This is a genomic window from Nannocystis sp. RBIL2, assembly GCF_026626745.1.
GTDB lineage: Bacteria > Myxococcota_A > Polyangia > Nannocystales > Nannocystaceae > Nannocystis.
In genome coordinates this window covers 3,662,103-3,688,235 of sequence record NZ_JAPNJW010000002.1, presented here as the reverse complement: position 1 = coordinate 3,688,235, position 26,133 = coordinate 3,662,103, and the positions used below count along the sequence as shown (strand labels likewise).

The 26,133-nt window shown below is 72.8% G+C and carries 21 protein-coding genes; 11 read left to right on the top strand and 10 right to left on the bottom strand.

Annotation, left to right across the window (positions count from 1 at the left end; translation table 11 throughout):
- Nucleotides 1-33 precede the first annotated feature (33 nt).
- The 3 genes from OV090_RS39740 to OV090_RS39730 all read right to left on the bottom strand — a co-directional run bounded on the left by OV090_RS39740 (nucleotide 34) and on the right by OV090_RS39730 (nucleotide 2,908).
- The gene (locus tag OV090_RS39740; protein WP_267710063.1) at nucleotides 34-1,167 is read right to left on the bottom strand and encodes a hypothetical protein; all 1,134 of its coding nucleotides are present in this window, start codon (nucleotides 1,165-1,167) and stop codon (nucleotides 34-36) included.
- A 534-nt stretch (nucleotides 1,168-1,701) separates the two neighbouring features.
- Nucleotides 1,702-2,427, bottom strand: a complete 726-nt coding sequence (locus tag OV090_RS39735; RefSeq protein WP_267710062.1) for a hypothetical protein — start codon at nucleotides 2,425-2,427, stop codon at nucleotides 1,702-1,704.
- A gap of 7 nt (nucleotides 2,428-2,434) precedes the next feature.
- Nucleotides 2,435-2,908, bottom strand: coding sequence for a MarR family winged helix-turn-helix transcriptional regulator (locus tag OV090_RS39730; protein WP_267710061.1), 474 nt, complete (start codon nucleotides 2,906-2,908; stop codon nucleotides 2,435-2,437).
- A 374-nt stretch (nucleotides 2,909-3,282) separates the two neighbouring features.
- Between OV090_RS39730 and OV090_RS39725 the strand changes: the two genes are divergently transcribed.
- Nucleotides 3,283-3,930: a hypothetical protein gene (locus OV090_RS39725; protein ID WP_267710060.1), complete on the top strand. Its 648-nt coding sequence runs from the start codon at nucleotides 3,283-3,285 to the stop codon at nucleotides 3,928-3,930.
- A gap of 276 nt (nucleotides 3,931-4,206) precedes the next feature.
- Here OV090_RS39725 and OV090_RS39720 read toward each other — a convergent pair whose 3' ends face one another.
- Nucleotides 4,207-5,685 carry an alpha/beta fold hydrolase gene (locus tag OV090_RS39720; RefSeq protein WP_267710059.1) on the bottom strand — a complete coding sequence of 493 codons (1,479 nt, stop codon included), beginning with the start codon at nucleotides 5,683-5,685 and terminating at the stop codon, nucleotides 4,207-4,209.
- Nucleotides 5,686-6,259: 574 nt separating this feature from the next.
- Here OV090_RS39720 and OV090_RS39715 point away from each other — a divergent pair.
- Nucleotides 6,260-6,646 (top strand): AgmX/PglI C-terminal domain-containing protein, encoded by a 387-nt coding sequence (locus OV090_RS39715; protein ID WP_267710058.1) that lies wholly within the window; start codon nucleotides 6,260-6,262, stop codon nucleotides 6,644-6,646.
- 41 nt (nucleotides 6,647-6,687) lie between these two features.
- On the opposite strand, the gene OV090_RS39710 is transcribed toward OV090_RS39715, so the two are convergent.
- From OV090_RS39710 to OV090_RS39700, 3 genes are all read right to left on the bottom strand, one after another.
- On the bottom strand, nucleotides 6,688-7,371 hold the full coding sequence (locus OV090_RS39710; protein ID WP_267710057.1) for a hypothetical protein: 684 nt from the start codon (nucleotides 7,369-7,371) through the stop codon (nucleotides 6,688-6,690).
- 271 nt (nucleotides 7,372-7,642) lie between these two features.
- Entirely contained in the window at nucleotides 7,643-9,067 is a 1,425-nt protein-coding gene (locus tag OV090_RS39705; protein WP_267710056.1) for a hypothetical protein, read from the bottom strand.
- A gap of 35 nt (nucleotides 9,068-9,102) precedes the next feature.
- Nucleotides 9,103-9,243 (bottom strand): hypothetical protein, encoded by a 141-nt coding sequence (locus OV090_RS39700; protein ID WP_267710055.1) that lies wholly within the window; start codon nucleotides 9,241-9,243, stop codon nucleotides 9,103-9,105.
- 349 nt (nucleotides 9,244-9,592) lie between these two features.
- Here OV090_RS39700 and OV090_RS39695 point away from each other — a divergent pair, with 349 nt between their 5' ends.
- Nucleotides 9,593-9,826: a hypothetical protein gene (locus tag OV090_RS39695; RefSeq protein ID WP_267710054.1), complete on the top strand. Its 234-nt coding sequence runs from the start codon at nucleotides 9,593-9,595 to the stop codon at nucleotides 9,824-9,826.
- A gap of 682 nt (nucleotides 9,827-10,508) precedes the next feature.
- Nucleotides 10,509-12,224: a DUF2330 domain-containing protein gene (locus OV090_RS39690; RefSeq protein WP_267710053.1), complete on the top strand. Its 1,716-nt coding sequence runs from the start codon at nucleotides 10,509-10,511 to the stop codon at nucleotides 12,222-12,224.
- A gap of 48 nt (nucleotides 12,225-12,272) precedes the next feature.
- On the opposite strand, the gene OV090_RS39685 is transcribed toward OV090_RS39690, so the two are convergent.
- Both OV090_RS39685 and OV090_RS39680 read right to left on the bottom strand, forming a co-directional pair.
- Nucleotides 12,273-12,947 carry a hypothetical protein gene (locus OV090_RS39685; protein ID WP_267710052.1) on the bottom strand — a complete coding sequence of 225 codons (675 nt, stop codon included), beginning with the start codon at nucleotides 12,945-12,947 and terminating at the stop codon, nucleotides 12,273-12,275.
- A 317-nt stretch (nucleotides 12,948-13,264) separates the two neighbouring features.
- On the bottom strand, nucleotides 13,265-15,319 hold the full coding sequence (locus OV090_RS39680; RefSeq protein WP_267710051.1) for a hypothetical protein: 2,055 nt from the start codon (nucleotides 15,317-15,319) through the stop codon (nucleotides 13,265-13,267).
- Nucleotides 15,320-15,579: 260 nt separating this feature from the next.
- On the opposite strand from OV090_RS39680, the gene OV090_RS39675 reads away from it, so the two are divergent.
- From OV090_RS39675 to OV090_RS39650, 6 genes are all read left to right on the top strand, one after another.
- A complete protein-coding gene (locus OV090_RS39675; RefSeq protein ID WP_267710050.1) occupies nucleotides 15,580-16,566 on the top strand; it encodes a hypothetical protein in 987 nt (328 codons plus the stop codon).
- Between the two features lie 721 nt (nucleotides 16,567-17,287).
- A complete protein-coding gene (locus OV090_RS39670) occupies nucleotides 17,288-18,694 on the top strand; it encodes a HAMP domain-containing sensor histidine kinase (RefSeq protein WP_267710049.1) in 1,407 nt (468 codons plus the stop codon).
- A gap of 122 nt (nucleotides 18,695-18,816) precedes the next feature.
- On the top strand, nucleotides 18,817-19,692 hold the full coding sequence (locus OV090_RS39665) for a hypothetical protein (RefSeq protein WP_267710048.1): 876 nt from the start codon (nucleotides 18,817-18,819) through the stop codon (nucleotides 19,690-19,692).
- 10 nt (nucleotides 19,693-19,702) lie between these two features.
- The gene (locus OV090_RS39660; protein WP_267710047.1) at nucleotides 19,703-22,039 is read left to right on the top strand and encodes a UvrD-helicase domain-containing protein; all 2,337 of its coding nucleotides are present in this window, start codon (nucleotides 19,703-19,705) and stop codon (nucleotides 22,037-22,039) included.
- A 34-nt stretch (nucleotides 22,040-22,073) separates the two neighbouring features.
- Nucleotides 22,074-22,643 (top strand): hypothetical protein, encoded by a 570-nt coding sequence (locus tag OV090_RS39655; RefSeq protein ID WP_267710046.1) that lies wholly within the window; start codon nucleotides 22,074-22,076, stop codon nucleotides 22,641-22,643.
- Between the two features lie 248 nt (nucleotides 22,644-22,891).
- Nucleotides 22,892-23,863, top strand: coding sequence for a YCF48-related protein (locus tag OV090_RS39650; RefSeq protein ID WP_267710045.1), 972 nt, complete (start codon nucleotides 22,892-22,894; stop codon nucleotides 23,861-23,863).
- Between the two features lie 100 nt (nucleotides 23,864-23,963).
- On the opposite strand, the gene OV090_RS39645 is transcribed toward OV090_RS39650, so the two are convergent.
- Complete coding sequence (locus OV090_RS39645; RefSeq protein ID WP_267710044.1) at nucleotides 23,964-24,287, bottom strand: hypothetical protein; 324 nt, start codon at nucleotides 24,285-24,287, stop codon at nucleotides 23,964-23,966.
- A gap of 222 nt (nucleotides 24,288-24,509) precedes the next feature.
- On the opposite strand from OV090_RS39645, the gene OV090_RS39640 reads away from it, so the two are divergent.
- Nucleotides 24,510-26,078 (top strand): amidohydrolase, encoded by a 1,569-nt coding sequence (locus OV090_RS39640; RefSeq protein ID WP_267710043.1) that lies wholly within the window; start codon nucleotides 24,510-24,512, stop codon nucleotides 26,076-26,078.
- The last annotated feature ends 55 nt before the right edge of the window (nucleotides 26,079-26,133 follow it).

Here is a 26,133-nt window from a genome sequence, read left to right as displayed (position 1 = left end):
CCATGTCCTTCTGGACATGGCCCGAAGTTTTTTCTACCAACAGCAGCCGGGGCGGGCCTGCCAGCGGTGCCACAGCGCGTCGTCGGTGCCGCGGACGAACGCCTCGAGGCGGCCGTCCTGGTTGGCGCCGATCGCCGGCAGGTCGTTGAAGCGGCCGCCGAGCGCGGTCCACGGCGACCAGCCGCCGCCCGGGGTGACCTGGGCGATCCGCCACAGCGCGAAGTCGAGGCCGCGGGTGAACACCTCGAGGCGGCCGTCGGGCGCGGCCATCGCCACCAGATCGCCGGGCGCGCCGCCGAGCGAGGTCCACCGCGACCACGGGCCGCCCGGCGCGGTCTGCCACAGGTGGCGCAGGTCGCCGGCCTCGCCGCGGACGAACACCTCGAGGCGGCCGTCGCGGTTGCGGGCGACCGCGGGCGCGCCGAGCAGGCGCCCGCCGAGCCCGGTCCAGTCGCCCCACCCGCCGCCCGGCGCGAGCTGGCGCAGTTGCACGAGCTCGCCGCCGTCGCCGCGGGCGAACAGCACGAGGCGGCCGTCGCCGTCGCGCGCGGCAGCGACAGGACCGACGGGGCCTGGGAGCGCTTGCCAGGTGCTCCACGCGGGGCCGGGCAGCTCGCGCAGGTGATGCACCGAGCGATCGGGGGCGCGGACGAAGATCTCGAGGTGACCGTCGAGGCCGCGCACGACCGCAGGCCGATCGCCGGGGTGAAGCTGTCCGCCGAGCCGCGTCCACGCCGGCCAGCCGTGCTTCGGCCCGCTCTGTCGCAGGTGCCACAGGGCGCCGTCGCTGCCGCGCGCGAACAGATCGATGTGGCTGTCGCCGTCTTCGCCGACGACCACGCCCCCGGCCAGCTTACCGCCGAGCGAGGTCCACTGCGACCAGCCGCTGTTCGGGTCGACCTGATGGATGTGCCACACTGCGCCGTCGCGCCCGCGCACGAACACCTCGAGGCGGCCGTCCGAGCTCAGGGTGACGGCCGGATCGGCGATCGCTCCGCCGAGCGAGTGCCACGCGGGCAGGCCGGCCTCCGGCTCGGGATCGTCGTCGTCGTACGGCTGCACCGTGGGCGGGTACTCGTCGTCGCGCGGAGCGATCGTGTCGGCCGACGGCGCGCAGGCGGCGAGCAGGCCGGCGAGCGCGAGCGACGAGGAGAAGGGGCGCGCCACGCCTGCAGGATGAACGGGCATGGGCCGTCGGCCGCGGAGCTGCGCGGGCGATCGTCACTCGCGGAGGCGGGCGCGCGGAGGAGGCCGCTGGCCGGCGAGGGCGGCGCCGGAGTTGGGACGGGGCGATCGCGGGGTGGCGTGTGTACCGAAGGACATGTCCCCAGGAACAGCGCCGCGCGAGCGAGCTCGGGCTCGCTCGAGCGCCGGCTCGTCGCGCTGTTCGGGGCTCGCTCGAGCGGGTGGGCTCGCTCGAGCGCCGCAGCCAGCTCGGCGCCCTGCTCCGTGCCGGTGGGCCCGTCCAGCGTCGAGTGACCCGAGGCGAGGATACCAGGGCCCTGTCTCCGAGGGCGCCCTGCGAGCGCGCGAGCGCCCACAGCCGCTCGCGGCTGCGGCCGGTTCGTCGAGGCTTCGGCCGGCCGCGTTGGCGGGGAGAATGTATCGAGGGGCATGTCCCCGAGAACAGGGCTGCGACTGGTTCGTCGTGTCGGACGCGTCGGAGCGAAGGTCTCCCAGGACATGTCCCCGAGGCCAGGATCACTCCTGGGAGCGTGCGAGCGCGCGGGCTCGCTCGAGCTCGGCGGCCAGCTCGTCGCGCTGTTCGGGGGACAGCGGCAGCGCGGCGAGTTCGGCGCCGAGAGCGTCGGCGCGGGCAGGGTCGGCGAGGGCGATGGCCAGCTCGATGCGGGCGGCGAGGGCCCGGGCGCGTTCGATGGGGTCGCCGGGCTCGGGGCGGGCGAGGGCCAGATCGAGGACGCGGGCCGCCGCCTCGTCGTCATTTTTGAAGTCGCGCAGGCGCGCGGCGAAGCGGACCCCGTGGGCCAGCCGCGACTCGCCGGGCCGGCGCTTGACGGCCTCGAGCGGCTCCTCGTCCTCGCTGCCGCCCGCGTCCTTTTTGATGAAAACCAGGGAATTGCCGGCGACGTCGACGATGGTGAAGCGGGTCTGTCCGGGCTTCATGCGGGTGATCCGCGGGATGCCGGCGATCGGCAGCTTGCCGTAGCCGCCGCGCAGCGCGTCGGCGAAGGTGGCGTGCAGCTGCTCGACCTCGGGGACCAGCACCAGGCACGTGCTGTATGCGTCCTTCGGGTCGAGCTCCTTGATGCCCATGAAGTGGACCTCCATGCCGCCGCGGCGGGTGGCCGCGTAGACGTAGGGCTTGTTCTGCTCGTAGGTGACCTCGAAGCCGAGCAGGCGGTAGAAGGCGAGCGTGGCCGGGAGCGACACGCTCGGGAGCACGGGGATCATCGTCTCGGATGACATGCGATCTCTAGTCCTTTCGGCGGCGACGGCCGCGCGGCGGGGGTGATTGCAGCAAGGAGGTGGCGTCGCGCAGGGCGGCGACGGTGGCTCGCAGCGCGCGGAGGTCGACCCGCGCGGCGAGGCCCTCGACCCACACTGCGTGGCGAGCCTCGACTGCGCGCAGGGCCCGGCGCCCGGCCGCGGTCAGGGCGATCCGTCGGGCCCGGCGATCGTCAGGGTCGTCGACGAACGCGAGGAAGCCGTCGCGCGCCAGCGCGTCCGCGGTCTGCTGCACGCTCTGGCGCCGCAGACCCATGGTCCGCGCGACCTGGGCGACCGTCACCGGCCCGTGATCGGCGACGCCGAGCACCTGCCAGCGCGCGCTGGTGAGGCCCGAGGGCGCCGCCAGGTGGTCGCCCGCTTCGAGCAGTAGACCGTTGAGCCGGAACACCTCGAGGATCAGGTCGGTGAACGACCGCCCCGCTTCCGTCCATCGTGCCACGGCGGCGATTTTTCAAAATTGACAGGTACCTGTCAATTTTAATGATGGCGCCTTCCAGTGACTTCGAGGAGGAGAGCACGGGCGGACCGATCGGGGCAGCTGCGAGCGATGCCCACGTGTGCGCTGTGATGTCGCCGTGGGGCGTACCTGCGAGGGAGGAGCCGAGACGCGGTTCGGGCCGCTCATGTCGCGTGGCGACGGAGGGGAGGCCACGCTCCGCGGCAGCACGACCATCCCGACGCGGATGTCCGGTTTTTGTCCCTGGTCGGCGCCGTTCAGGAGGCCGAGATCGTCCTGGTGACGTACGGCGCTGCTGCGACGCGCTTCTCGCGGGCGCGGCGAGATCGCACTCGCGCGAGGTCCCGGCGCCGTGCATGCTGTCGAGCATGAACTACTTGTGCTTATTGCTCGCGGTGGGTGTGCAGGCCGCTCCCGTGCCGGAGGGGCCGCAGCCGCAAGTCGTGGCGGCCGCTTCCGTGCCGGAGGGGGTCGTGGCGGCGGGGGGCGGCGACGAGGGGATACGCCTGGCGCGGTATTTCGCCGGCGAGCAGCAATACGCGGATCGACTGGGGCGGGCGCTCGGGAAGGACTTGAGCGGGCACTGGGCCGACTATCAAGAGGACCAGAAGGACCGGGCCGAGGCTCGCGCCGACGGTGACGACGACGAGGACAGCGAGGTGCAGAGCTTCGCGCGGTACATGGACGACAAGTATCGCCAGCGGCTGAAGCTCGGGGGCATTCTCCTCGGCGTCGGCGTCGGCCCGCTCGGGATCGGGCTCTACATCGGCCTCACGCTGGGCGAGGGCGGCGACGTGATGCTGGGTGTGGCGGGCGTCGGTGGGGCGCTGATCATCAGCGGCGCGGTGCTTCTGGGCGTCCGTGGGGCGCAGTTGCGTCGCCTCCGCGACGTGCAGGCCGGGCTCGCCCTGGGGCCGGGGGCGCGGCTGCGCTGGCGAGGACTGGCGCCGCTGCACGACCCGCAGCTCCGCACGTACGGGGCGAGCGTCGGGTTCTCGTTCTGAGCTGCGCGCAGGCCCGGCGTGATCGCGCGAGCAGCGGGCGGGCGGGCGAGCGCTTCGGCCTTGCTCGTCTCCTCGATGTCGGAGCACTCTTCGAGAAAGAGCCGGCCTTCGGACATGTCCCGTCGGACACATCCACGAAGCGACCGCGCGAGCGGATCGGACACCTCGCCGAGCGCCTCGGGGGCCAGCGTCTCCGCGATGGTGACGATCCGCGAGCGGACCGGTCTTTCGGACATGGCCCATTGGACATGTCCGTGATGCAGCGCGCGGCGCCGGTCACTGCGCCGCGGGCCAGCGCGTGCGCAGCCAGCCCGACACTTCGCCGAGCGCCTCAGGGGCCATCGTCTCCTCGATGTCGCCGTATTCGGCGGGCGAGCCGGTCTTGGCGTGCTGGAACAGGTGGTTGAGCCCGGGCAGCGACTTGACTGTCGCGTCCTTGTTGCCGGCCTTGGCGAGCGCCTGCTCGAGCTCGGGGATGTTGCTCTCGGCCGGCACCTGCAGGTCGAGCGTGCCGATCAGCGCCAGCACCGGGGTCTTCTTCAGCTTGCGCAGGTCGGCGCGCGGGTCGGCCTTGAGGAAGTCGTGGAACCACGGGGTGGCGAGCGACGACAGCGAGGCGCCGACCAGCGCCTCGACCTGCTCCGGCGTCGCGCCCTCGGCCTGCAGGGTCACCAGCTTGCGCAAGATCGGCTCGAGATCGGCGCGCTTCTTCTTGGCGGCCAGGCCGTCGAGCAGCTGCTTCTGCAGCACGACTTGGGCGTCGATGTCGGCCTGGGCCACGCCGCGGGCGCGGGCCATGGCGACGAGCTGCTGGATCAGGATCTCCTTGCCGCCCACGCCCGGGCCGGCCAGCATCACGATCGCGCCGACGCGCTTGTCGAGCCCGCCGGCCCTCGCCGCGATCCATGCCCCCTCGCTGTGGCCGACGAGGCCGAGCTTGTTCTTGTCGACCTCGGGCTGCTGCGTCAGCCAGTCGAGCGCGCCGCGGGCGTCGCCGACGAGGTCGAGCTGGGTCGCCTGATCGAGGGCGCCCTTCGAACCGCCGACGCCGCGGTCGTCGAAGCGGAGCACGGCGAAGCCGGCGCGGGTGAGGTGGTCGGCGAGGACGAGGAACGGGCGGTGGCCCATCAGCGCCTCGTCGCGGTCCTGCGCGCCCGAGCCGGTCAGCAGGACCACGGCCGGGAACGGACCTGGCCCTTCGGGCAGGGTGAAGCTGCCGGCCAGCGCGACCTTGTCCTTGGCCGCGCTGACGAACGCGGCCTCGCGGGTGGCGTACGGGAACGGCGGCTTGGGCTCCTGCGGCCGCTTCGGCGCGACGTCGGCCGGCTCGCCGGGCTTCAGCTTGCGGGCGGTGGCCGGCAGGCTGCGGCCGGCCTGGCTCAGCGTGCCCTTGACGTCGTCGGCCCCGCTCTCGCGGTCGAAGCTGAAGATCGCCCACTGATTCTCGGGCGCCCCGGGCGGGGCGAGCACGAAGTCGAGGCCGTCGGTGGCCACGCGCACGTCCTGCAACGGGAAGTCCTTGACGCTCTGCGCCGGGATGTCGAGCCGCCCGCTCCACGCCGACTTCGGATCGTCGGGCCGCGGGGGATCGAGGCGAGCGATGAACCGCAGCTTGCCGTCGCCCGGCAGCTCGACCGCGCCGACCCACGTCTCCGGGCCGCTGGTCGCCGGGGCCGGGGCGGGCGCCGGGGCAGGCGCGGCGGCGCTCGGTTCGGGCTGGGCCGAGGTCTGGCTGGTCTTACAGCCAGGTACCAAGAGACAGAGCGCAACGGACAGGGCGATTCGGACAGGTTGCTTCATCAGATCCTCGGCGAGCGCGTCGTGCGTCGTCGGCGCCCTGTCGCCTTCATACCCCGGGCCTCGCGCGGTTGTCGAGGCCGGGCGCGCGCCCTCGCGCGAGGCCCGACTGCGCGAGAGGACAGGTCAGAACCGACAGGTGGTTTTTTAGAAAAAATGCACGCGACGCGGGCACCCGACGTCGCGTTCGCGGAGCACGGTGAATCCGCCGGGACCGCCGGGCGAGGATGGGGCGAGAGCCGGGCGAAGCGCACGACTCACGAAGGTCTCGGGCCGCGGCCGAGACCGACGAGGAGGCGACTTCGGGTGATTCACGAGCGGCTTCCGGCGCGGCGGCGATGGTGAGGAGCCGATGAGGTCGCGTCGGGGAAGTATGAAGAAGGAAGAGCCGCGACCCGCGAGGCCGGTGGTCGTCGGGGCGTCCGGACCTCGGGTTATTTTAAAAAAGCTCGCGGATCGTGGCGTGGACGGGGTTGTGCGAGACAATGACGAATTTCGGGAACCTCCGGCGCGGGCGTCCGTGTCACGGGGCATGCGAAAGAACACCAGCAAGATCCTCCTCGGTCTCACGGCCGCGATGTGTGTGGCCTGCGGCGGCGCGCCTGCGGCTCAGGGCTCGCTCGACGACGCTCTGATCGGCAGGGTCGTGCGCGCCCACAGCCCGGAGATCGAGGCGTGCTACGCGACTGCGCTGGAGCGCGACGCGGAGGCCAACGGGATCGTGCTCGTCACGTTCACGATCGGGACCTCGGGCGAGGTGACTGCGGCGAAGATCGGATCCAGCGACATCGACGACAAGACGCTGCACGGGTGCGTGCTCGCGGCAGTGCAGGGGTGGCTGTTCCCGCGGCCGGAGGGCGGTTCGGTCGAGGTGGATTACCCGTTCGTGCTGGTCCCGCAGCTGCTCGAGCGACGCTGAGCAGCGCGAACGACCGCATCCGCTGCGAGGGTGCGCGCGGGCTATACGTGCTCGACGAAGCCGAGGCCTGGCGCCGCGATCACCGGCACCAGATGATCCTCGACCCGGCGCGCCGGCAGGCGGCGCGGGTCGACGCTCACCACCCCGAGCCACGCCTCGCCCGCGCCCGCGAGCGCGGTCGGCAGGCGCAACGGGGCGATCTGGTTGGGGTCGCGCAGCATCGCCGCGATCGCGGCCTGATCGGCGGGCGCGGTGGGAGCGTCGCGCAGGGTCAGCAGCGCCGTCGCCACCGCGTGGAGGTAGGTCGTGTCGAAGCGGTGCGGGGCATCGACGGCGAACACCACGAGGGCCGGGTGCGGCACGTCGCCGGGCTCGAACAGGGCCGGGTCGGCCCGCAGCACCCGGCCGAGCGCCAGCGGGCCCTCGGTCAGCGCCTTGAGGCGGGCCGGGCCGCTGCGGGTCTGGGCGGCCGCGCTGAGCACGAAGCCGCCGATCAGCAGGCCCGCGAACACGACCATGAAGCCCATGCCGAGGTAGCCGAGGTAGCCGAGCACGCCCGACACCAGGACCCCGAGCGCGCCGAAGCCCGAGATCGCGTCGCCGAGGCAGCCGCGGTCGCCGCGGGCCATCCGCTGCAGGTCGTCGTCGAGGTTGCGCGGGGTGGCCTCGTAGCGGCGCCGAGTCTCGGCCAGGGCGAAGGAGCGCGGGGGCGGGTTGGCGGCCATGGCCGATCGGACCTGTCTCGAAGTGCCTGTACGAAAGGACCTGCGCGTTCGGACCTGTACCGAACGACAGGCGCCCCGTGACGGTCACGGGGCGGTCGAGGACCGGATCCGGGCGCGAGGCTCGAGGTCCGGTCGGAGAGGGCGCGCACGCGGGAGCGGTCGGAGTCGCTGGTGCGAGGGTCGGACCCGAAGGGCCCGGGAGCGGGAAGACGCGGTCGAGAGAGCAGCGTCGCGTGCGCCCGCGGAGGCTCGCACGCGACGCTGCGGCTCGTCAATCCGAAGTCGCGACCGGGGCCTCGTCGTCCGCCGCCGGCTCCTCGTCCGTCAGTGGCTCGTCGTCGTCGGCGTGCGCGCCGTCGTCGGCGTGCGCGCCGTCGTCGGCCGCGCCGTCGTCGTGCGACGCCGGCTCGGGGTCGTCGGCGAGCAGCTCGTCGCCGTCGTCCTCGGGCGCCTCGGTGTCCTCCGGCGAGATCTCGAGCTCGGCGGCGGGCTCGGCGGCGATTTCCTCGGGCGGGGCCAGGCCTCGCTCACGCTTGCACTTGAGGCACATGCGGTCCGGCGCGAGCTCGCCGTCGGGCACGTGCATCAACTTCTGGCCCGGCATGTAGACCCAGGTGCCTTCGCACGCCGGGACCACGCACGGCATGATCTCGGCGCCCTCGGGCAGGCCGGCCTCCTCGATCGTCTTGGCGAACTCGCCCTTGGCGCACTCGTCGCACAGCTTGAGCGGGTCCTGCAGCCGACCGGCCAGGAAGGCCTGCAGCTGGGCGCCGGTCTTGTACATCCACACCGACTCGCAGCCGGGGCGGCCGCAGTGGATCTCGCGGTCGGGGTGCTTGCGGCAGAACTCGCGGCAGGTCTCGCACATGCGCTTGGGCGCCGGCGGGTCGAAGTCGACGTCGTCGCTGCCCGACTGCACCCACGCCCGCAGCTGACCGGCGCGGTCCCACGTCCACGTGCGCACGCAGCCGTGCACCTTGCACGGGACCTCGCGCGCGACCAGGCGCCCGAGCTTCTGCGCGCACAGGCCACACATGCGCTGCGGCGGGCCCTCTGGGTCCGGCACGGCGCGCACGTGCTGCTTGCGCCGGCGCCGGCGCTTCTTGCCCGGCCCGGCCTTGCCCTCGCCGGCCTCGTGGGCCTCGCCGCCCGCGGGCGTCGCCTCGTCGGTCGCCGGGGCGCTGGCCTCGGCGATCGGCGCGGTGTTCTCGGCGGCTGTCTCTGCGGACAGGTCCGAAGGGGCAGGCTCGGCGGCGACCGCCGCGGCCTCGGCGGCGGCCGACTCGTGGGCGCGGTTCTCGAGCGCGCGAGCGCGGGCCCGCTGGCGCAGGACCCACAGGCGGTGGCGCAGCTGGGCGTCACGCGACCAGATCCACTTGCGCCGGCAGCCCTCGACCTTGCACGGCATCTCGGCGTCGTGGGTGTCGTGCTCGGCGGCCACGCACTCGTTGCACAGGCGGGCGGGCTTGCGCAGCTTGCCGTGCCGCTGCAGCTCGGCGAGCTGGGCCCCGCGCTTCCACAGCCAGGTGTTGGGGCAGCCAGGCGTGCGGCAGTGGACCTCGCGGTCGGCGAGCTCGCTGAACTGCGCTAGGTGGTGGTCGCACATGCGGTCGGGCGGCCTCTGGCCGAAGCCGCGGATCTGCTGGGCGGCGAACCACGTCCAGGTGTTCTCGCAGCCGGCGATCCGGCACGGCATCTCTTTGTCCTGGACGGCGCTGAACAGCGAGGCGGTCAGCGGCGACGAGGTGTCGCGCCGCGGCGGGGGTGCGCCGCGTCGATCGTCGCGTCGGTCATCGCGTCGGTCATCGCGTCGGTCGCCGCGCGGGCCGTCGTCACGGCGTGGGCGATCGCCGCCCGGTCGCCGCTCGCCACGCTCACCGTCGCGCGGCGGGCGAGCCTCGCCTCCGCCGTCGCGCGGCGGGCGAGCCTCGCCTCCGCCGTCGCGCGGCGGGCGAGCCTCGGCTCCAGCCGCGCCGTTCCCCGCCGACTCGCCACCCTCGCGCGGACCTCTGCCGCGCTCTCGCCTCGAGCGGTCCTGCTGCGGTCCGCCCGCGGGGCCCGGGCCCGCAGCCCTGGGCCGCGAATCACGGGCGCTGTTGCTCTTCCGGTCGTCCGTCACGGCCGGAAGTATCAGCCGCCGTCCGCCCGGCGTCCAGTCCGCTCGCCCCGCCCCGCGAAAGCACTATACTGCGGCACACCGCTTTTTCCGGAGGTCCCGCTCATGCTCCTCGCGCTACTCATCGGCTGCGGCACCGCCGGCGCCACCTACGCCTACAGCAAGCAGCGCCAAGCCACCAACGGGGCCGCAGCAGGCGCCGCAGCGCTCACCGGCGTGAGCTCGGCCGCGGTGGCCTACGCAGCGCTGGTGTTCTGGCCGCTCGTGCTGCTCGGCGGGGTCGGTTACCTGTGGATGCGCGGCTCGGGCCCGAAGGCGCTCGGCCCCGGTAGCGGTTGATCGCGCAAGGACGTTGTTCATGGCGCGATCGGGAGCCGCGCCCGCGCCCGCAGGCGAGCGCGCGCGGTGATTCGCTGCATGCTCGGCGACGCCGCGCGAACCAGGCGCCGTGAGCTCGGTCCGCAACGCGACCGAGCTGCTGCTCGCGCGCATGAGCGGAAGATCGTGAGCTCGGTCCGCAGTGCGGTCCCGCTGCTGCGCGCAGGAGGTCGTGAGCTCCATCCGCGACGCGGAAACGGGACGCGATCTTTTCGGGCCCGGGTGCTTCGTGTCGGTGCAGCAACGGCGCTCCCCGGCGAGCTGTCACTCGCGAGAATCACCGCGAGAGCGGGCGCCGTCAGCTGTTCAGGCGCCGGTGGCGAACGGCCTGTCGGAAAATGTCGCGCGCTCGCACCGGTGGTCGTGAGCGGGTCCGGCGGGGGACGCGGAGCTGCGGCGGATCTGCCGCGCAGGCCGGTTCTCGCCGGTGAGAGCGGCTGCGCGAAGCGCTTGCGCGACCGCGGAACGAACTGTGAGGCGTGCGCCGTTCGTCCGTCGAGATCTCACCGCCGGCAGTGTTCGTCCTGTTCGGGCTGCGAAGCGCGGTTCGCCGATCGGCCGCCCGTCGCCATGATGCGGATGGCGACTCGGGGCTCCCGGGCCCCCTGGACGGCGCGTCGGCGATCGCCTGTGATGGGAGTCGATGTCGCGCGGCTTTCGTCCTCTGGGTGTCACCTTCGGCTTCGTCGTCGGGCTCGCGTCATGGCTGCCGGCGACCCCAGCGCGCGCGTGCGGCGGCTTCTTCTGCGACCTGGTCGACAACCAGCCGACCCCCGTCGACCAGACCGGCGAGAACATCCTGTTCGCCATCGACGAGGCCGCGGGCACGGTCGAGGCGCACATCCAGATCCAGTACACCGGCGATCCACTGAAGTTCGGGTGGGTCATCCCCGTGACGGCGGAGCCGGACTTCGCCGTGGGCTCCGAGGTGCTGTTCACCAACCTGCTGGCGGCGACGGTGCCGACCTACAACTTCACAGTCACGCGCGACTGCGCCGACGACGACGACCCGTCGTACGGCTGCGGGGTCGTCAGCCTCGCCCAGAGCGCCGGCGACGGGGACGGCTTCGGCAGCGACGGCGGCACCGAGGGCACCGGCGGGTTCGAGGTGGTCAAGCGCGAGATCGTCGGGCCGTTCGAGATCGTCGTGCTCAAGGGCGGCACCGCCGACGAGGTGTGGCAGTGGCTCGACGCGGCCGGCTACTACCAGGACCCCGCCGCCGGACCGATCATGCAGGAGTACCTCGACGACGGCTTCTACTTCGCGGCGGCCAAGCTGCGCCACGGGGCCGGGGTCGAGGAGCTGCAGCCGATCGTGATGACCTACGCCGGCACCACGCCGTGTGTGCCGCTGCGGCTGACTGCGATCGCGGCGGTGCCGGACATGGGCGTGCGGGTGTTCGGCCTCGGCCACAGCCGCTACGCGCCGTCGAACTACCGCCACGTCGAGATCAACGACGTGGCGATCGACTGGACCACCAGCGCGGGCAACTACAACGAGGTGGTGCGGCGGGCGATCGACGTGCCGATGGCCGACGGCCACGGCTTCGTCACCGAGTACGCCGGCGGCTCGGACGTGGTCAGCACCGACGGCGTCTTCAGCGACCGCTGGAACGCCGACGCCTTCGTCGAGTTGATGCCGCTCAACGACGGCTTCTCGGTGATCGACGCGCTCGCCGGCCAGGGCCTGGTCGACTGCTCGTTCGAGCCGTGCGCGTACGACCATCCGCAGCTGCTGCCGCTCCTGCGCACGTACTTGCCGGCGCCGCCGGAGATCTCCGAGGACGCGTTCTACGCCGATCTGCAGGCCTACGAGGGCATGATCGACCTCGACGCGTGGAGCGGGCCGGCGTTCGCCAATGCGATGCAGGAGCGCATCGTCGACCCGGGCCGGCGCGCGGTCGACCTGCTGGCCCGCTGGCCGTACCTGTCGCGCATGCTGACGATCATTTCGCCCGAGGAGATGACGGTCGATCCCGAGTTCGTCCAGAACCCCGACCTCGGCGAGGTCTCGAACCTCCGCCAGGCGGTGATGCAGGTGCCGTGCGCCGGCTCGAACCGCATGCTCATGCCGAACGGCCGCGGCGTGCTGCTCGACGCGGGCGGCCTGTGGCCGGAGTTCACCGACATGCCGGCCGCCCAGCGCGTCGAGCAGATCGCCCCGGCCGGCGCGCCGCAACTGCTGCAGGACTTCGACCCCGAGATCGTCGCCAGCCTCAAGGCCTCGAACGCCCGCTACGACTACGACGACGGCGACGGGGTCAGCTGCGCCCTGCGCCGCGGCTCGTGGAGCGCCGCCCTCGGCCTCGGCGTGGTGTTCGGGTTCGCCTGGCGCGGCCGCCGGCGCCGGGCGGCATGAGCTGTTCGTTCGGGCCGCCTGTCCCTGCGGACAGGTAAATTCGAGGATTCAGGTCGGCTGCAGCAGCGCGGCGATCTCGTCCTCGCCGGCGTCGCGGCGGCGCTGGCTGAAGGTGATGACGAGCTTGTCGCCGCCGGCCTCGACCAGGTCGAGCTGGTCGACGTCGCCGGTGTGCGGATCGAGGTGGACCACGAGGTCGCGGATCTCCCGGCGCGCGGGGTGATCGCGGCGCGGGGTGATCGCCAGCAGGTGCCCTGGCCCGCGCGGCACCGTCAGGCGGGCGTCCGCTTGCAGCGCGGCGGTCGGCTCGCCGGCGCCCTCGGGGACGCAGAACAGCGCGAGGACGTGCTCGAACAGCCAGGTGACCGTCGGGCTCGGCGCCTCGGCCAGGGCCGGCAGGGCCGGGTCGTTGGGGCGGATCTCGAGCCGCCCGCGCGCCAGGCGAGTGGTCGCGCCGTCGCGGGTGTCGTCGCGCATGACCAGAGTGTCCGGGGCGCGCGCCAGCAGCGTGCCCGCCGTCTTGAGCGGCTCCTTCAGCAGCGTCGACTGCCGCGTCAGCGCGTAGCGGGCCACCAGCACGCGGGTGCCTGCCGCGGCCTTGGCCCACAGCTCGAGCCGGCGCGTGAGCTGGCGGTCGACGACCGGCGCCTGGGCGCGCGCGCGGCCGGGCGCCAGCGCGAGGGCGCCCGCGGCGAGGCGGAGGAACGTGCGGCGCGGGTGCATGGGTCAGCCTGGTGGATAGGACATGTCGAATCGAACAGGGTGAACGAGACAGGTCCTCTCGGACATGCTACGAAGCACATGTCCTCCGGAGCATGTCGCTGGAGGCCCGTTGCGAGCCCGGGAGCGGCTCAGCTGCGGCGAGGGGGAGGTCGCGCGGGCCGCTCGTCCGCGGCGGGGCGCGGTCGTGTCCGTGCGAAGAGACATGCGTGAAAAAACCTGGCGCCGCGGACATCTGGCGCGGGCCGCTCGTCCGCAGCGCGACCCACCATCATCTGCGCCAAGAGACATGCCTTTAAAAACATGGCGCATCGGACATCTCACTCGCGGCGGCGGTAGAAGCGCTCGGCGGCGCGGCTGGTGAGGGCGTAGAGCAGGGGGCCGACGAGGCCGCCGACGCCGTGGGCGCACAGGATCGCCAGGCCGGCGGCGATGCCGAGCGAGCGCCACACCGGCTCCGGCGCGGCCAGCAGGGCGAGGGCGGCGGCGAGGGGGCCGAGGGCGTTGGCGAAGCGGCCGGGGTCGATCCACGGGCGGCCGGCGGCGAGGGCCCGGACCGCGCGCAGGCCGGCGACCACCGCGGCCGAGCCGGCCAGCAGGAGCACCGGCAGGGTGAGCGGGCCGAACGAGCGGCCCAGCAGGTGGAGCAGGACCAGCAGGCCGCACTGGGCCACGATCGCCGCCAGCGCGAGGGCCAGGGCCAGGGCCAGGCGGCGCGTCGCCAGCCACACCACCAGCGCCGACAGCCACGCGCCGGCCGCCGCGACCGCGCCGGCGCGGGCGGAGAAGCGGTCGTGCTCGGCGCGGGCGAACACGCCGGGGCCGCGCAGGTCGAGCGACGCTGGCAGCGCGCCTTGCTCGCTCGCCAGGTAGACGCGCGTGACCATGCCGTCGGGGCCGAACTTGCCGGCGAGCCACGGCCCGAGCGGCCCGGCCAGCGCGCTCTCGGGGCTCGGCGGGTCGCGCAGGTCGTCGCCGGCGGCGCGGATGAATTCGCCGAACGCGTCGGGCCGCATGCCGAACTCGGCGATCGTCGCGCGCAGCAGCTCGAGCCGGCCGCGGATGTCGAGCGCGAGCAGGCCGTCGAGGCGGGCCTTGAGCTCGGCCTCGGCGACCGCGAACGCCCCCGGGGCGTCGACCCGCTCGACCTGGGTCGGCACCAGCGACAGCAGCGCCGGCAGCTCCTCGGCCGCCCGCGCCAGCGCCTCCTCCGGGGTGGCGCCGGGGCTGTGGAGCACCGCGACGTCCTCGGGGCGGAAGAACTCGGCCCGCACCGCCGCCTCGGCCGCGGTCAGCTCGGGGTCGGCCAGCGGCAGCGGGCTGGGGCTGTCGAAACGGACATGTCGTGAAGACCATGCCCCGAGGGACAGGACGATCGCGCACGCCGCCGCGGCCGGGAGAGCGACGCGCAGGCGCAGCGGCGGCGGGTCGGGGCGGCCGAACGGGGCCCGCTCGGCGGCCGGTTTGCCGAGCCACGCGGCGAGCGCGGGCTGGACCAGGCGGCGAGCGAGGCCGGCGGCGGCGAGGCCGGCGGCCCAGGCGAGACCCCAGGTCTGCCAGGCCGGATACGGCGTGAGAAGGAGTGGGGTCAGGGCGAGGGCAGAGAGCGCCGTGACCGTCCAATCGGGGCGCGCCGGAGCGGCGGAGATGCCGACGGCGAGCGCGAGCAGCGGCAGGTCGAGCAGGCCCAGCGGCGCGACCAGAGCGGCCAGCAGGGCCGCGGGTCCGAGGATCGCCAGCAGCAGGGCGACCACCGGCCGCACGCTGCGGAACGCGAGCGCGAGGACCAGGGTGAGCGCCGCGGCCAGAGTGGTCAGCACGCGCGGCGCGGCGGACAGCGCGGCCGCTGCGGCGTCGTCGCGAGCCGGTGCGCCGACCACGGTGAGCGAGACCGGATGCGCGGCGAGGAGCGCGGCCGCGCTGGCGCGCAGGTCCTGGGCAGAACCCTCGTGGTGAAAGCACAGCAAGGCGCTGCGCCCGTCGGGGGCCACGAGATCGCCGCGCACCGACGCCTCGGGCCCGGCGGCGGCGAGGAAGCCGAGGCGACCGGCCAGCTGCGGAGCGAGCTCGGCGAGGCGGAGCGGGTCGCGGCGCAGGTCGTCACCGACGAGCCCGGCGAACGGACTGGCGAGCCGCGCCCTCGCACCGGCGATCGCCGAACGCAACGCCTCGGGAGCGAGCCGGTCGGCGAGCGCGGAGTGGTACTCGCGCGGCAACAGTGAGAGCGCGTGCGCATCGAGCCAGCGCCTCGCCTCGGCCGGCGGTGGCGTCAGGGGGCAACGACCCGCGAGGGGCTCCAGTGCAAGCACCGCGGCCTCGAGCGCCTCATCGGGCGCACCGTCGTCGAGATGCAGCCGCAAGTCGATCTCGATCACAAGTCGATGCGCTGCGGGGATCAGACCCCACACCTGTGTCTCCGAGCCCCGAGCCGCGGCCACGAGTCCGAGCGCGGCGCAAACAGCGAGCCACGCGAGGGCTCTGGGGGTCGAGCGGCTGGACACCTGTGCAGAAGTATATCACCACCGAATGGTGAGGTTGAAGCGGCTGCGAGTCGTGCCATGAAGTGGCATCATCACGGGATAAGCTTGGAATGGGTTGGGATGGATCACCGCAGGGACCGCTCTTCGGAACCAAGATGTCCTCGCTGCTACAGCCGTCGATCTTCGAGCCGCAGGCCGCCCCGATCAACCGCTACGCCGAGCTCGTGGAGCGCGAGGGCATCGCGTGGGTGCTGCGGTTCTTCCCCTCGGTGGCGCTGAGCCCGGGCCGCCTGCGCAAGCTGCAGGCCGCGAAGTTCGCCCGCCTGGCGGCGCGCAGCCTGCCGCGGGCCCCGCTGGCCGAGCTGCGGCTGGTGTGCGACTGGATCACCTGGCTCTTCTTCTACGACGACGCGCTGTGTGACGACGTCGCCGCCGCGCCCGATCCGCTGCGCCGCCTGCACGACGCGCAGGTGCGGATGTCGGCGGTGCTGCGCGGCAGCCCGGCGCTCGAGGACGACGAGCCGCTCGTCCACATGCTCGCGGAGCTCGGCGCACGCACCGCGGCGTGGGCGGCGCGGGGCTTCATGCCGCGGTTTGTCGCCGAAGTGGAGAAGTATTTCCAGAGCAACGTGTGGGAGCTGCGGAACCTGCTGCACCAGCTCCGCCCCGCCTTGCCGATCTACCTGAAGATGCGGCCCTTCACCGGCGCGGCCGGGGTGGTGTTCGCGCTCATCGAGCTCATCCGCCACGAGTCGCTCGAAGAGGTCCGCCAGCACGTGGTGGTGCAACAGCTCGAGCTGCTGGCCAACAACGCGATCTGCTGGGCCAACGACATCGGCTCGCTCGAGAAGGAGATGGTCGAGCAGAACCCGCACAACCTCGTGCTCGTGCTGCAGGCCGACCAGAACCTCGCCCTCGACGAGGCGCTGGCCCGCGCGGTGGCGATGCAGAGCGCCGAAGAGGACGCGTTCGACGCGCTGGCCGGCAGCCTGCGCGACTACGCGGGCCTGTCCTCGCCCGCGGTCCTCGGCTACGTCGCCGACCTGGGGTCTTTCGTCCGCGGCAACTTCGTGTGGATGCAGGAGACGATGCGCTACCGCGCCCGCCTCAGCATGCGCAGCTACGGCAGCGCCGCGGCTTGAGCTGCGGCGCTCGAGGGCCGCGCGGCGCAGGCGCGGGGCTCGAAGCGTTCCGACTCGAGAGTCGCGCGGTGCTTGCGATGCGTGCCGCGAAGTGCTCGCGGGACACGCAGCGAGGCGGGGCTCGAGGTCGATGACTCGAGGTTCGCGCTCGCGGGCGACGTCGCGACTCGAGGGTCGCCACGAGAGGACCGCGGGCGGCTCGTCTCGAGAGGCGTGACCGACAGGTCGGTGTGCGACACGAGAGGCCGCGGCTCGCGGGCAGCGGCCGGTCGAGAACATCGCGACCTCGCAGGTCGTGGCGCTCACGGGTGGTCGCGGCCGCGCTGCTGCACCTGCGAAGTCCGCGGCGCGCGAGCTCGCGGCCGCGGTGCGTCGGTGTGCCGCGAGCTCGTGCCGCGTCGGGTCCGCGTGCGGACGACCCGGGACGAGGGGCAGGCGACTGCGCGTCCGCGGCAGCGGGCCTGGGGATCGGCGCAAGGAGCTCGCGCGCTGGGGCGTGGCGCACACGACCTCACCAGCGCAGGAGGACCAGCGTTGCCGCAGGCGTGGTGGGCCCTGGGGGGCCTGCGGCGCTCGCGGCGGCGGGTTCGCTAGAACGGCGGGGTCGTGCTAAAGAGGACCGGTCGTTCAGGCTGTGCCGAGCTCCCTCTGGAACAGACTCCGCGCCGCGATGCTCTGGGGGGTCCCTTATACGGGCTCTCCCGCCCTCGCAGCGCGCGTGATGTTGACCAACCAGGTCTTCGTCGTCTGCCTGGCGGTCATCCTCGCCTACATGGGCCTGTTCGTCGCGCTCGGCCTGTACACCGAGGCGCTGACGGTCATCCCGTTCTGGCTGGCCTACTTCGCCTGCATGGCGGCCAACAAGTTCGGGTGGTTCAACGTCTCGCGCATCGGCCTGTGCGTGTGTTGCTGCACCGCGATCGTGTTCTTCGCCTCGATGCTGGGCGAGCCGTCGGGCCTGCAGTTCATCATGTTCCCGATCATCAGCTTCCCGCTGGTCTGCTTCGAGGCGCGCGAGCGGACGCAGATCGTGTTCTGCATGGTGGTCGTGGTCGTCAGCTTCTTCGTCGGCGAGCTGTCCGACTACTCGCTCGCGCCGCGCTCGTCGGTCACCGCGGCGGCCCAGCACTGGGTCTACCTGCTGATGATCCTGACGACCTTCACGCTGACGCTCGGGCCGACGCTGCTGTTCTTCCTCGCCAGCCACCGCGCCGAGGGCCGGCTCATCCACTCGAACACCGAGCTGCAGCGCGTCAACGATCAACTCAACCGCGCGCGCGACGAGGCGATCCGCGCCAACCAGGCCAAGAGCTTCTTCCTCGCCAACATGAGCCACGAGCTGCGCACGCCGCTCAACGCGATCATCGGCTACGCCGAGCTGCTGCGCGACGAGCTCGAGGACGAGGGCGTGCGCGCGGCCAGCGTCGACCTCGAGAAGATCCGCGGCGCTGGCAAGTACCTCCTCAACATCATCAACGACGTGCTCGACCTGTCGAAGATCGAGGCCGGGCGCATCGACATGTTCTGGGAGACGTTCGCGCTCGACGACCTCGTCGACGACGTCGCCGGCATGATCCGCCCGCAGGCCGAGGCGCGGCGCAACCGGCTCGAGCTGGTCCGCCCGCCCGCGGGGCTCGGGGCGGTCACGGTCGACAAGACCCGCCTGCGCCAGGCGCTGGTCAACCTGCTGCACAACGCCTGCAAGTTCACCGAGGCCGGGGTGGTCAAGCTCGCGGTCGCGCGCGAGCCCGGGCGCCAGGGCGACGCGATCGACGAGTGGGTGACCTTCAAGATCAGCGACTCGGGCATCGGCATGTCGCCGGAGATCGTGCGCGAGCTGTTCCAGCCGTTCTCGCGCGGCGACCTCGAGTCGTCGCGCAAGTACGAGGGCACCGGGCTCGGCCTGGCGATCAGCCGACGTCTGGTGCGGATGATGGGCGGCGACATCACCGTCGAGAGCACCCCGGGGATGGGCTCCACCTTCACCGTGCGGATCCCCGCTCACGCGACCCTGGCAAATTCGAGCGGCAGCGGGTCCCAGACGGCCACCGGCTCGCAGGTCGCGCCCGTCAGCGCCTCTTACTCGGCCAGCGCCAGCAGCTCGTTCTCATGGATCGGCCGGTCGTGAGTCGGTCCCGGGGCCCGAAGCCGCGCCCGGCCCGCGATCCGCTGGGCAGTCGTCCGCGTCGTTTGGGGCTCGACGGCTCGCGTCGTCCCCGTGCTAAGGTCGCCCCCGGGGGACGGTGATCGGTGAAGACGGCGCCGAGCAAGCGGGGGCCGACGTCCAACAAGTACGCGCTCGAGCTGGACGGCAAGCCCTGCGGATGGATCACCGACGTCTCGGGCGCGCTCGCCGTCGGTGAGCTCGGCGGCGAGGGCCGGCCCGACCGCTACGAGGAGCTGACCCTGCGCTGCTGGCCGGGCATGCCGCATGAGTTCTACGCGTGGGTCGCGGCGTCGATGTCGAACCGACCGACGCCCGCCCGCGGCGAGGTCATCCTCGCCGACGACGGCAACGCCGAGATGAGCCGCCTCAGCTTCGCCGGCGGCGTGATCACCGAGCTGGCCCTGGCCTCCTACGAATATGGCTTTCGGGACAGCTTGAAGCTCAACCTGAAGTTCAGCCCGCACAGCTCGCGGCGCACCTATACCGGCGGGCTCCTCGGCGTCGAGGTGCTCGAGGCCCGGCGGCCGCTGCCGGCCACCGACCCGGAGCTGCACATCGACGGCCTCGAGGAGGCGTGCAGCCAGGTGCGGCGGATCGAGGGCCTCACGATCCGCCAGCGCATCGAGCGGCCGCCCGGCGAGGACGGGATGTACACGGTCCGCAGGGTCGCGCCGCCGGTGGTCGGGCGGCTCGCGCTGGTGCTGGCGGAGAACAAGGCGCTCGGGTTCACACGCTGGCTCGAGGCGGTCGAGGCCGGGCGCAGCAACGGCAGGGCCGCGAGCTTGACGCTCGGCGCGCCCGCGGTCGGGTTCACGGTGGTGCTGCAGCAAGTGCGCCCGGCGCGGATCGTGGAAGAGCCGGGCGAGGCCGGGGACAACCGGCGGCGCGAGGTGCGGGTCGAGCTCGACGCGCGCGGCGTGGAGTTCGCGTTCGCGCCCGTGCGCGAAGCCGTGGTATAGGCCCGGCATCGTGCAGCTGAACCCGGCCCAGCAGGCGGCGGTCGAGCACCGCGGCTCGCCGCTCCTCGTGCTCGCCGGCGCGGGCACCGGCAAGACCCGCGTGATCACCCACCGCGTCGCCGCGCTCATGGACGAGGGCGTGCCGCCGTGGCGGATCCTCGCCGTCACCTTCACCAACAAGGCCGCCGCCGAGATGCGCGCGCGCATCGAGAAGATGTGCGAGGGCAAGGTCGACGTGTCGCAGCTGTGGGTCGGCACGTTCCACTCGATCTCGGCGCGGATCCTCCGTCGCCACGGCGAGTCGGTCGGCCTGTCGCGCAACTTCGCCATCTACGACACCGACGACCAGACCCGCCTGATGAAGCGCGTGTTCAAGGAGCTGAACCGCGACGAGGACCAGGTCAAGCCGCGGGCGATCCTCGGCCACCTCGACCAGCTCAAGAACCGCGGCCTCACCATCTCCCAGGTCGAGCAGCTCGGGCTCGAGGGCTTCATGACCCGCCTGGTCGCGCTGCTCGGGCGCCGCTACGAGGAGCTGCTGCGGGCCGCCGACGCGGCCGACTTCGGCGACCTGCTGGTGCTCGCGGTCAAGCTGCTCGAAAAGGCAGGTATGGAGCAGCAGGCGCGGCCGGGCGCGCAGCTGGTCGACGTCGACCCGGTGATCGGGCTCAAGCGGCGGTTCCTCCACGTCGTGGTCGACGAGTACCAGGACACCAACCCGGTGCAGGCGCGGCTGGTCGAGCTGCTGTCGGGTCGGGCCCAGCTGTGCGTGGTCGGCGACGACGACCAGGCGATCTACGGCTGGCGCGGCGCCGACGTGTCGCAGATCCTCGGCTTCCCCGACCACCAGCCCGGCTGCGAGCTGATCCGCCTCGAGCAGAACTACCGCAGCACCGGCCACATCCTCCGCTGCGCCGACGCGATCATCCGCCGCAACGAGGGCCGGCTCGGCAAGACGCTGTGGAGCGAGCTCGGCGACGGCGCGCTGGTGACGTTGCGCGCCTGCGAGGACGAGCGCGAGGAGGCCCGCTTCGTCGTCAACGAGATCCTCGACGCGCTCAACGAAGACATCCCGCCGGAGGAGATCGCGGTCTTCTACCGCACGCACGCGCAGTCCCGCGTGATCGAGCAGCAGCTCACCGACAACGGCATGCGCTACGCGATCTTCGGCGGCCTCGGGTTCTTCGAGCGCAAGGAGATCAAGGACACGCTGGCTTATCTGCGCCTGCTGCAGAACCCCAACAGCGACCTCGACTTCACCCGCATCGTCAACGAGCCGGCCCGGGGGATCGGCGACACCACCGTCGGCCGCCTCACCGCGCTCGCGGCCAACCGCAACGTCTCGCTGCTGACGGTGGCCCGCAGCCCCGAGGAGGCCGGGGTCAGCGGCGCGGCGACGAAGCGCCTCGCGGGCTTCGTCGCCATGATCGACGAGCTCGCGGCCCGCCTGCGCGCCGGGGTGCCGCTCGGCCAGCTCGCCGCCGAGGTGCTCGAAAGGACAGGTTATCGCGACGCCCTGGTCCACGAGGGCAGCGAGGAGTCGGAGGCGCGGGTCGAGAACCTCGACGAGTTCGTCGGCGCGCTCACCGACTTCGTGCAAGAGCACCCCGACCAGACGTTGGCCGACTACCTCGAGCAGGTCAGCCTGGTCAGTGACGCCGACGGCGGCGGCCACGGCGAGGTCCGGGCCGTGCGGCTGATGACGATCCACAGCGCCAAGGGGCTCGAGTTCGAGAAGGTCATCCTCACCGGCATGGAGGAGAAGGTGTTCCCGCACTCGCGCGTGATCGCGGGCGAGGAGGCGGCGCGCGAGGAGGGCCGGCGGCTGCGACCCGAGGAGCGGGCGCAGATCGAGGAGGAGCGGCGGCTCGCGTACGTGGCGGTGACGCGGGCCAAGCGGCAGCTGGTGGTCACGTGGGCCAAGCGGCGGCGGCTCTACAACCAGGAGTTCATCGGCACGCCGTCGCGGTTCGTGCGCGACCTGCCGCCCGACTCGGTGCGGGGGCGCGTGCCCGGGGTCATCCGGCGCGAAGCGGTCAGCGTGCCGCAGGGGCTGTCGCTGCCGAGCGCGCCGCCGCGGGCGCCGGCCCCCCCCGCACGCGAGGCGTCGTGGAACAGCGACATCGTCTACGACGAGGGTGCCGCGGCCGCGCCGGCCCGTCGCGGGCCCGCCGCCGTCCACGGCGACGCGCCGGCGCTGTACAAGGGCATGGCAGTGCGTCACCGGCAGTACGGCGAGGGCACGCTGGTCGGCTGGGACGGCAGCGGCAGCAACCTCAAGCTGGCCATCAACTTCTCCGGCGTCGGCGTGAAGACGATCCTGGCCCGCTTCTGCGAGCCGCTGTGATCCTCGCCCGGGGGGAGTGCTAAGCTCCTCGCCGATGCTCCGCGCACTCGTCGTCGTCGTCCTGGCCGCTGTCGCGGCCGCCCCCGCCTGCAAGGGCTCGGAATCGGCGCTGCCGGCCGGCGAGGTCGGCGGGGGCGAGCCCACGCGGGTCCCCCTGGTGCCCAAGGACCATGCCCTTTACGCCAGGTTCGAAGGGACATCCCTCGACAACGGCTGCAGCGACGACTCCGCCTGCAACAAGGGCGGCTGCTCCAACGAGGTGTGCGCGGCCGGGGACTCGGCGCCGGGCACCTGCGATGTCCCGGAGGTGCAGATCCCCTCGGCCGCGAACTGCGGCTGCGTGTCCGGCGAGTGCGTGTGGTACTCCGACGGCAACCTCACCCTGGCCGCCGCCGCCGAGAAGCCGGCCGCCGCCGAGCAGCCCGGGCCTCGCTGCGGCGACGTCACCTGCGCCGCCGGCGAGACCTGCATCGAGTACTACGGCATCGCCGGCCCGCGCGGCCCCAAGTTCGAGACTTGTGGGATCCCCTGTCCCAACGGCAAGTGCGCCGACGGCAAGAAGTGCATCACGATCTCCGACGGGCCCGGCCCGGTGTGTCAGTGACGCCGCACGGTCGGTGACTCCGGGCTGCATGAGCGCCTCGTCGACAGTCGAGGCCGCTGGTGCCTGCGGATGTCTTTGGGGACATGTCCAAAGAGCCACGCTCGTGGACGCGAGCGACGTCGATCGGCCATGACGTGCCGATGAACGCGGTTCGCGGGACATGGGGTCCGAAGGGGACACCTGCGGGGCCTGGCGAATCCGCGCGTTTTCTCTTGTGAGGCTACCGGCGGGCGGTTAGCGTCGCGATCATGAAGCTCCGATCGCTCACCCCGCTCCTCGTCGTTCTGATGGCGCCCATCGCCGGCTGTAACAACGACGAGAAAAAGACCACCTCGTCGACCTCCGGCGGCTCGGGCGCGTGGGCCGTCGGCGAGGACGCGACGATGGTCCGCCTCAACCCCGAGGGCGACGTCTGGTACTACCCGCTCGAGGTCGAGGGCGACCTGCTGGCGATCGCGTGCAAGGGCAAGGCGACCGGCGTGACCGTCGGCGACGACGGAGTGGTGCTGCGCACCGACGACAGCGGCGAGACCTGGAAGCAGATCGACGTCGGCACGCGGGCGCGTCTGCGCTCGGTGATCTTGTCGGGCACGGACCCGGCGTACATCGCCGGCGACGGCATCGTGCTGCGCTCGGACGACGACGGCCACAGCTTCCGGCCGGTGCCCGACGCGGAGGGCGACTTCACGTCGGTGACGACGACGGCGAAGGGGACCTACGCGTGGCTGACGACGGCGAGCGGGGAGATCTGGCAGCTCGACGGAGAGACGCTGCGGCCGATGTTCACGACGTCGGAGGGCCCGCTGTCGGGGATCGCGGTCACGCCCGACGGCGAGAGCCTGGTGGCGGTCGGCGCCGGCGGCCTGGTGCTCCGCTCGGATGACGGCGGGGCCAAGTGGGCGAGCGTGACGACGCCGACCAGCCGCGACCTGCACGCCGTACGCATCTCCCGCACCGCCGACCTTGTGGTGGCCGTCGGCGCCGCAGGCGTGGTGCTCCGCCTCGACGACGCCCTCGGCGCCTCCGCCGAGGAGCTGCTCGAGCCCGGCCTCGCGCTGCGGGCGCTGCACCTGTCGCTCGACGGCCACGGCCAGGCGGTCGGCGACCACGGCGTGGTCCTCCACTCGCCCGACGCCGGCCTCGAGTGGGAGGCGCTCGACCTCGGCCTCGAGGAGGCGCTGTTCGGCCTCGACGACCTGCACGGCGAGCCGCACCTGTGAAGCACGAAATGGCGCGAGGGACATGTCCCTCGCGCCATTTCCATTAAAACATGTCCTGACGGACATGCCCAGCCCTCGCGCGCGGCGAGCGGCGCGCCGGTCAGCGCTTCTGGGGCTCCACGCTGGAGAAGTCGGGCTCGTCGCCGGACCCGCTGCCGGTGACGCCGCCGGCGCTGCCCTGGGTCAGCTGGGCCCGGTACTCGTGGAAGGAGGTGCGGGCGCGCTCGATGGCGTCGCGGATCGACTCGAGGGTCGCGTCGGTGGCGCTGCGGACCTGCTGCTCGAGCTGCTCGAGCTTGGGCTCCAGCTGCTCCCAGCGGTCGCGCGCCTCCTTGCCGGCGAGGTTGAGCCGGACGCGGATCTCGTCGCGGAGCGTCCGCAGCTCTTGCATGCTGTTTTCCAGGGTGTCTTTGAGGGAGGTCATCGCGGTCTCCTTGGCGCCGGTGGTTCGGCGCGAGCGCGGTGGTTATGCTGCGCCTCTCATGCTGCGCAACCGAACTGGACCACAGCGACGGAGGGCGACGTGCGCGCCCGTCATTTGAGCCGCCGGAGCTGGCTCGTCGGCGCATCCGCGCTGATCGCGTGCCGAACGGGCGGGCGCAGGTCCGCCGCCACCTGTCCTCCGGAACAGGGAAAAGGTCTGCTCGTGGTCAGGGGCGGGACGATCTGGACCGGGGACCCGGCCGAGCCGACCACCCGCTCGCTCGCGGCCGTCGACGGGCGGGTGATCGCCCGCGGGGCCGCGGCCGAGTCGCTGGCGCGCGACTGTCCTCGGGGACAGGTCGTCGACCTCGCCGGCGGCAGCGCGGTGCCGGGCCTCACCGACGCGCACGCCCACCTGGTCGGGCTCGGCTCGGCGCTGGTCGAGGTCGACCTCCGCGGGGCGCGGTCGATCGAGGAGGTGGTCGACCGGGTGCGCCGCGGCGCGCCGCCGGACGGCTGGATCCACGGCCGCGGCTGGGACCAGAACCTGTGGCCGGGCGCGGCGATGCCGACCCACGATCCGCTGACCGCCGCGTTCCCCGAGCGCCCGGTGTGGCTGCGTCGGGTCGATGGTCACGCCGGCTGGGCCAACGCGGCGGCGCTGCGGGCGGCCGACGTCACTGCGGAGACGGAGGTGCCGACGGGCGGGGAGATCTTGCTGCGCGACGGGCTTTCAGGACGCGAGCCGACGGGGGTGCTGATCGACGCGGCGATGGACCTGATACCGCTGCTGCCCCCGCCCGCGCCGGAGCTGCGGCGGCGGCTGCTGCTGGCCCAGGACCACGCGCTGGCCCGCGGCCTGGTCGGCGTGCACGAGATGGGCGTGGCCCCGCACGTCGACCGGCTGCTGCGCGAGCTGGCAGCCGAGGGGCTGCTGAAGCTGCGCATGGTCGGGTACGCCGACGAGCGGTGGTTCCGCCGCGGCGACGGCGTCCCGGACCTGGCCGATCGGCCAGGTCCCGACGATCGCTATGCCCTGCAGGGGGTCAAGATCTACGTCGACGGGGCGCTCGGCAGTCGCGGGGCGGCGCTGCTGCAGCCGTATAGCGATCGGCCGGGCCACACCGGGATGTTCCAGCACGAGCCCGGCGGGCTGGCGACGGTGGTGACGCAGGCGGTGGCGCACCAGTATCAGGTGGCGGCGCACGCGATCGGCGACGCGGGCATCCGCGCGGTGCTCGAGGCGATGGCCGGCGCGAGGCCGTCGGCCGACCACCGCTTGCGGGTCGAGCACGCGCAGATCGTCGACCTCGCCGACATCGCGCGCTTCGCCGAGCTGGGCGCGATCGCCAGCATGCAGCCGACCCACGCGACCAGCGACATGCCGTGGGCCGAGGCGCGGGTCGGCGCGCAGCGGCTGGCAGGGGCGTACGCGTGGCGCCGCTTCCTCGACGCGAAGGTGCCGCTGGCGTTCGGCTCCGACTTCCCGGTCGAGGAGGTCGAGCCGACCTTCGGCCTGTATTCTGCGATCACCCGCCAGGACCCGCAGGGCAACCCGCCCGGCGGCTGGCTGCCCGACCAGCGCCTGACGCTCGACGAGGCGCTGGCGGCGTTCACCCGCGGGGCCGCGTACGCGAGCCGGCGCGAGCAGTGGGCCGGGACGCTGGCGCCGGGGATGCTCGCCGACCTGACCTGCTTCACGGGCGACATCTTCAAGATGCCGCCGCTCGAGCTGCGCACTGCCGCGATCCGGGCGACCATCGTCGGCGGCGAGGTCGTCGGGCCGAAGTGATCGCCAGGCGTGAGGGGCATGTCCGCCAGGGCATGCCCTTTCGAGCAAGCCCTGC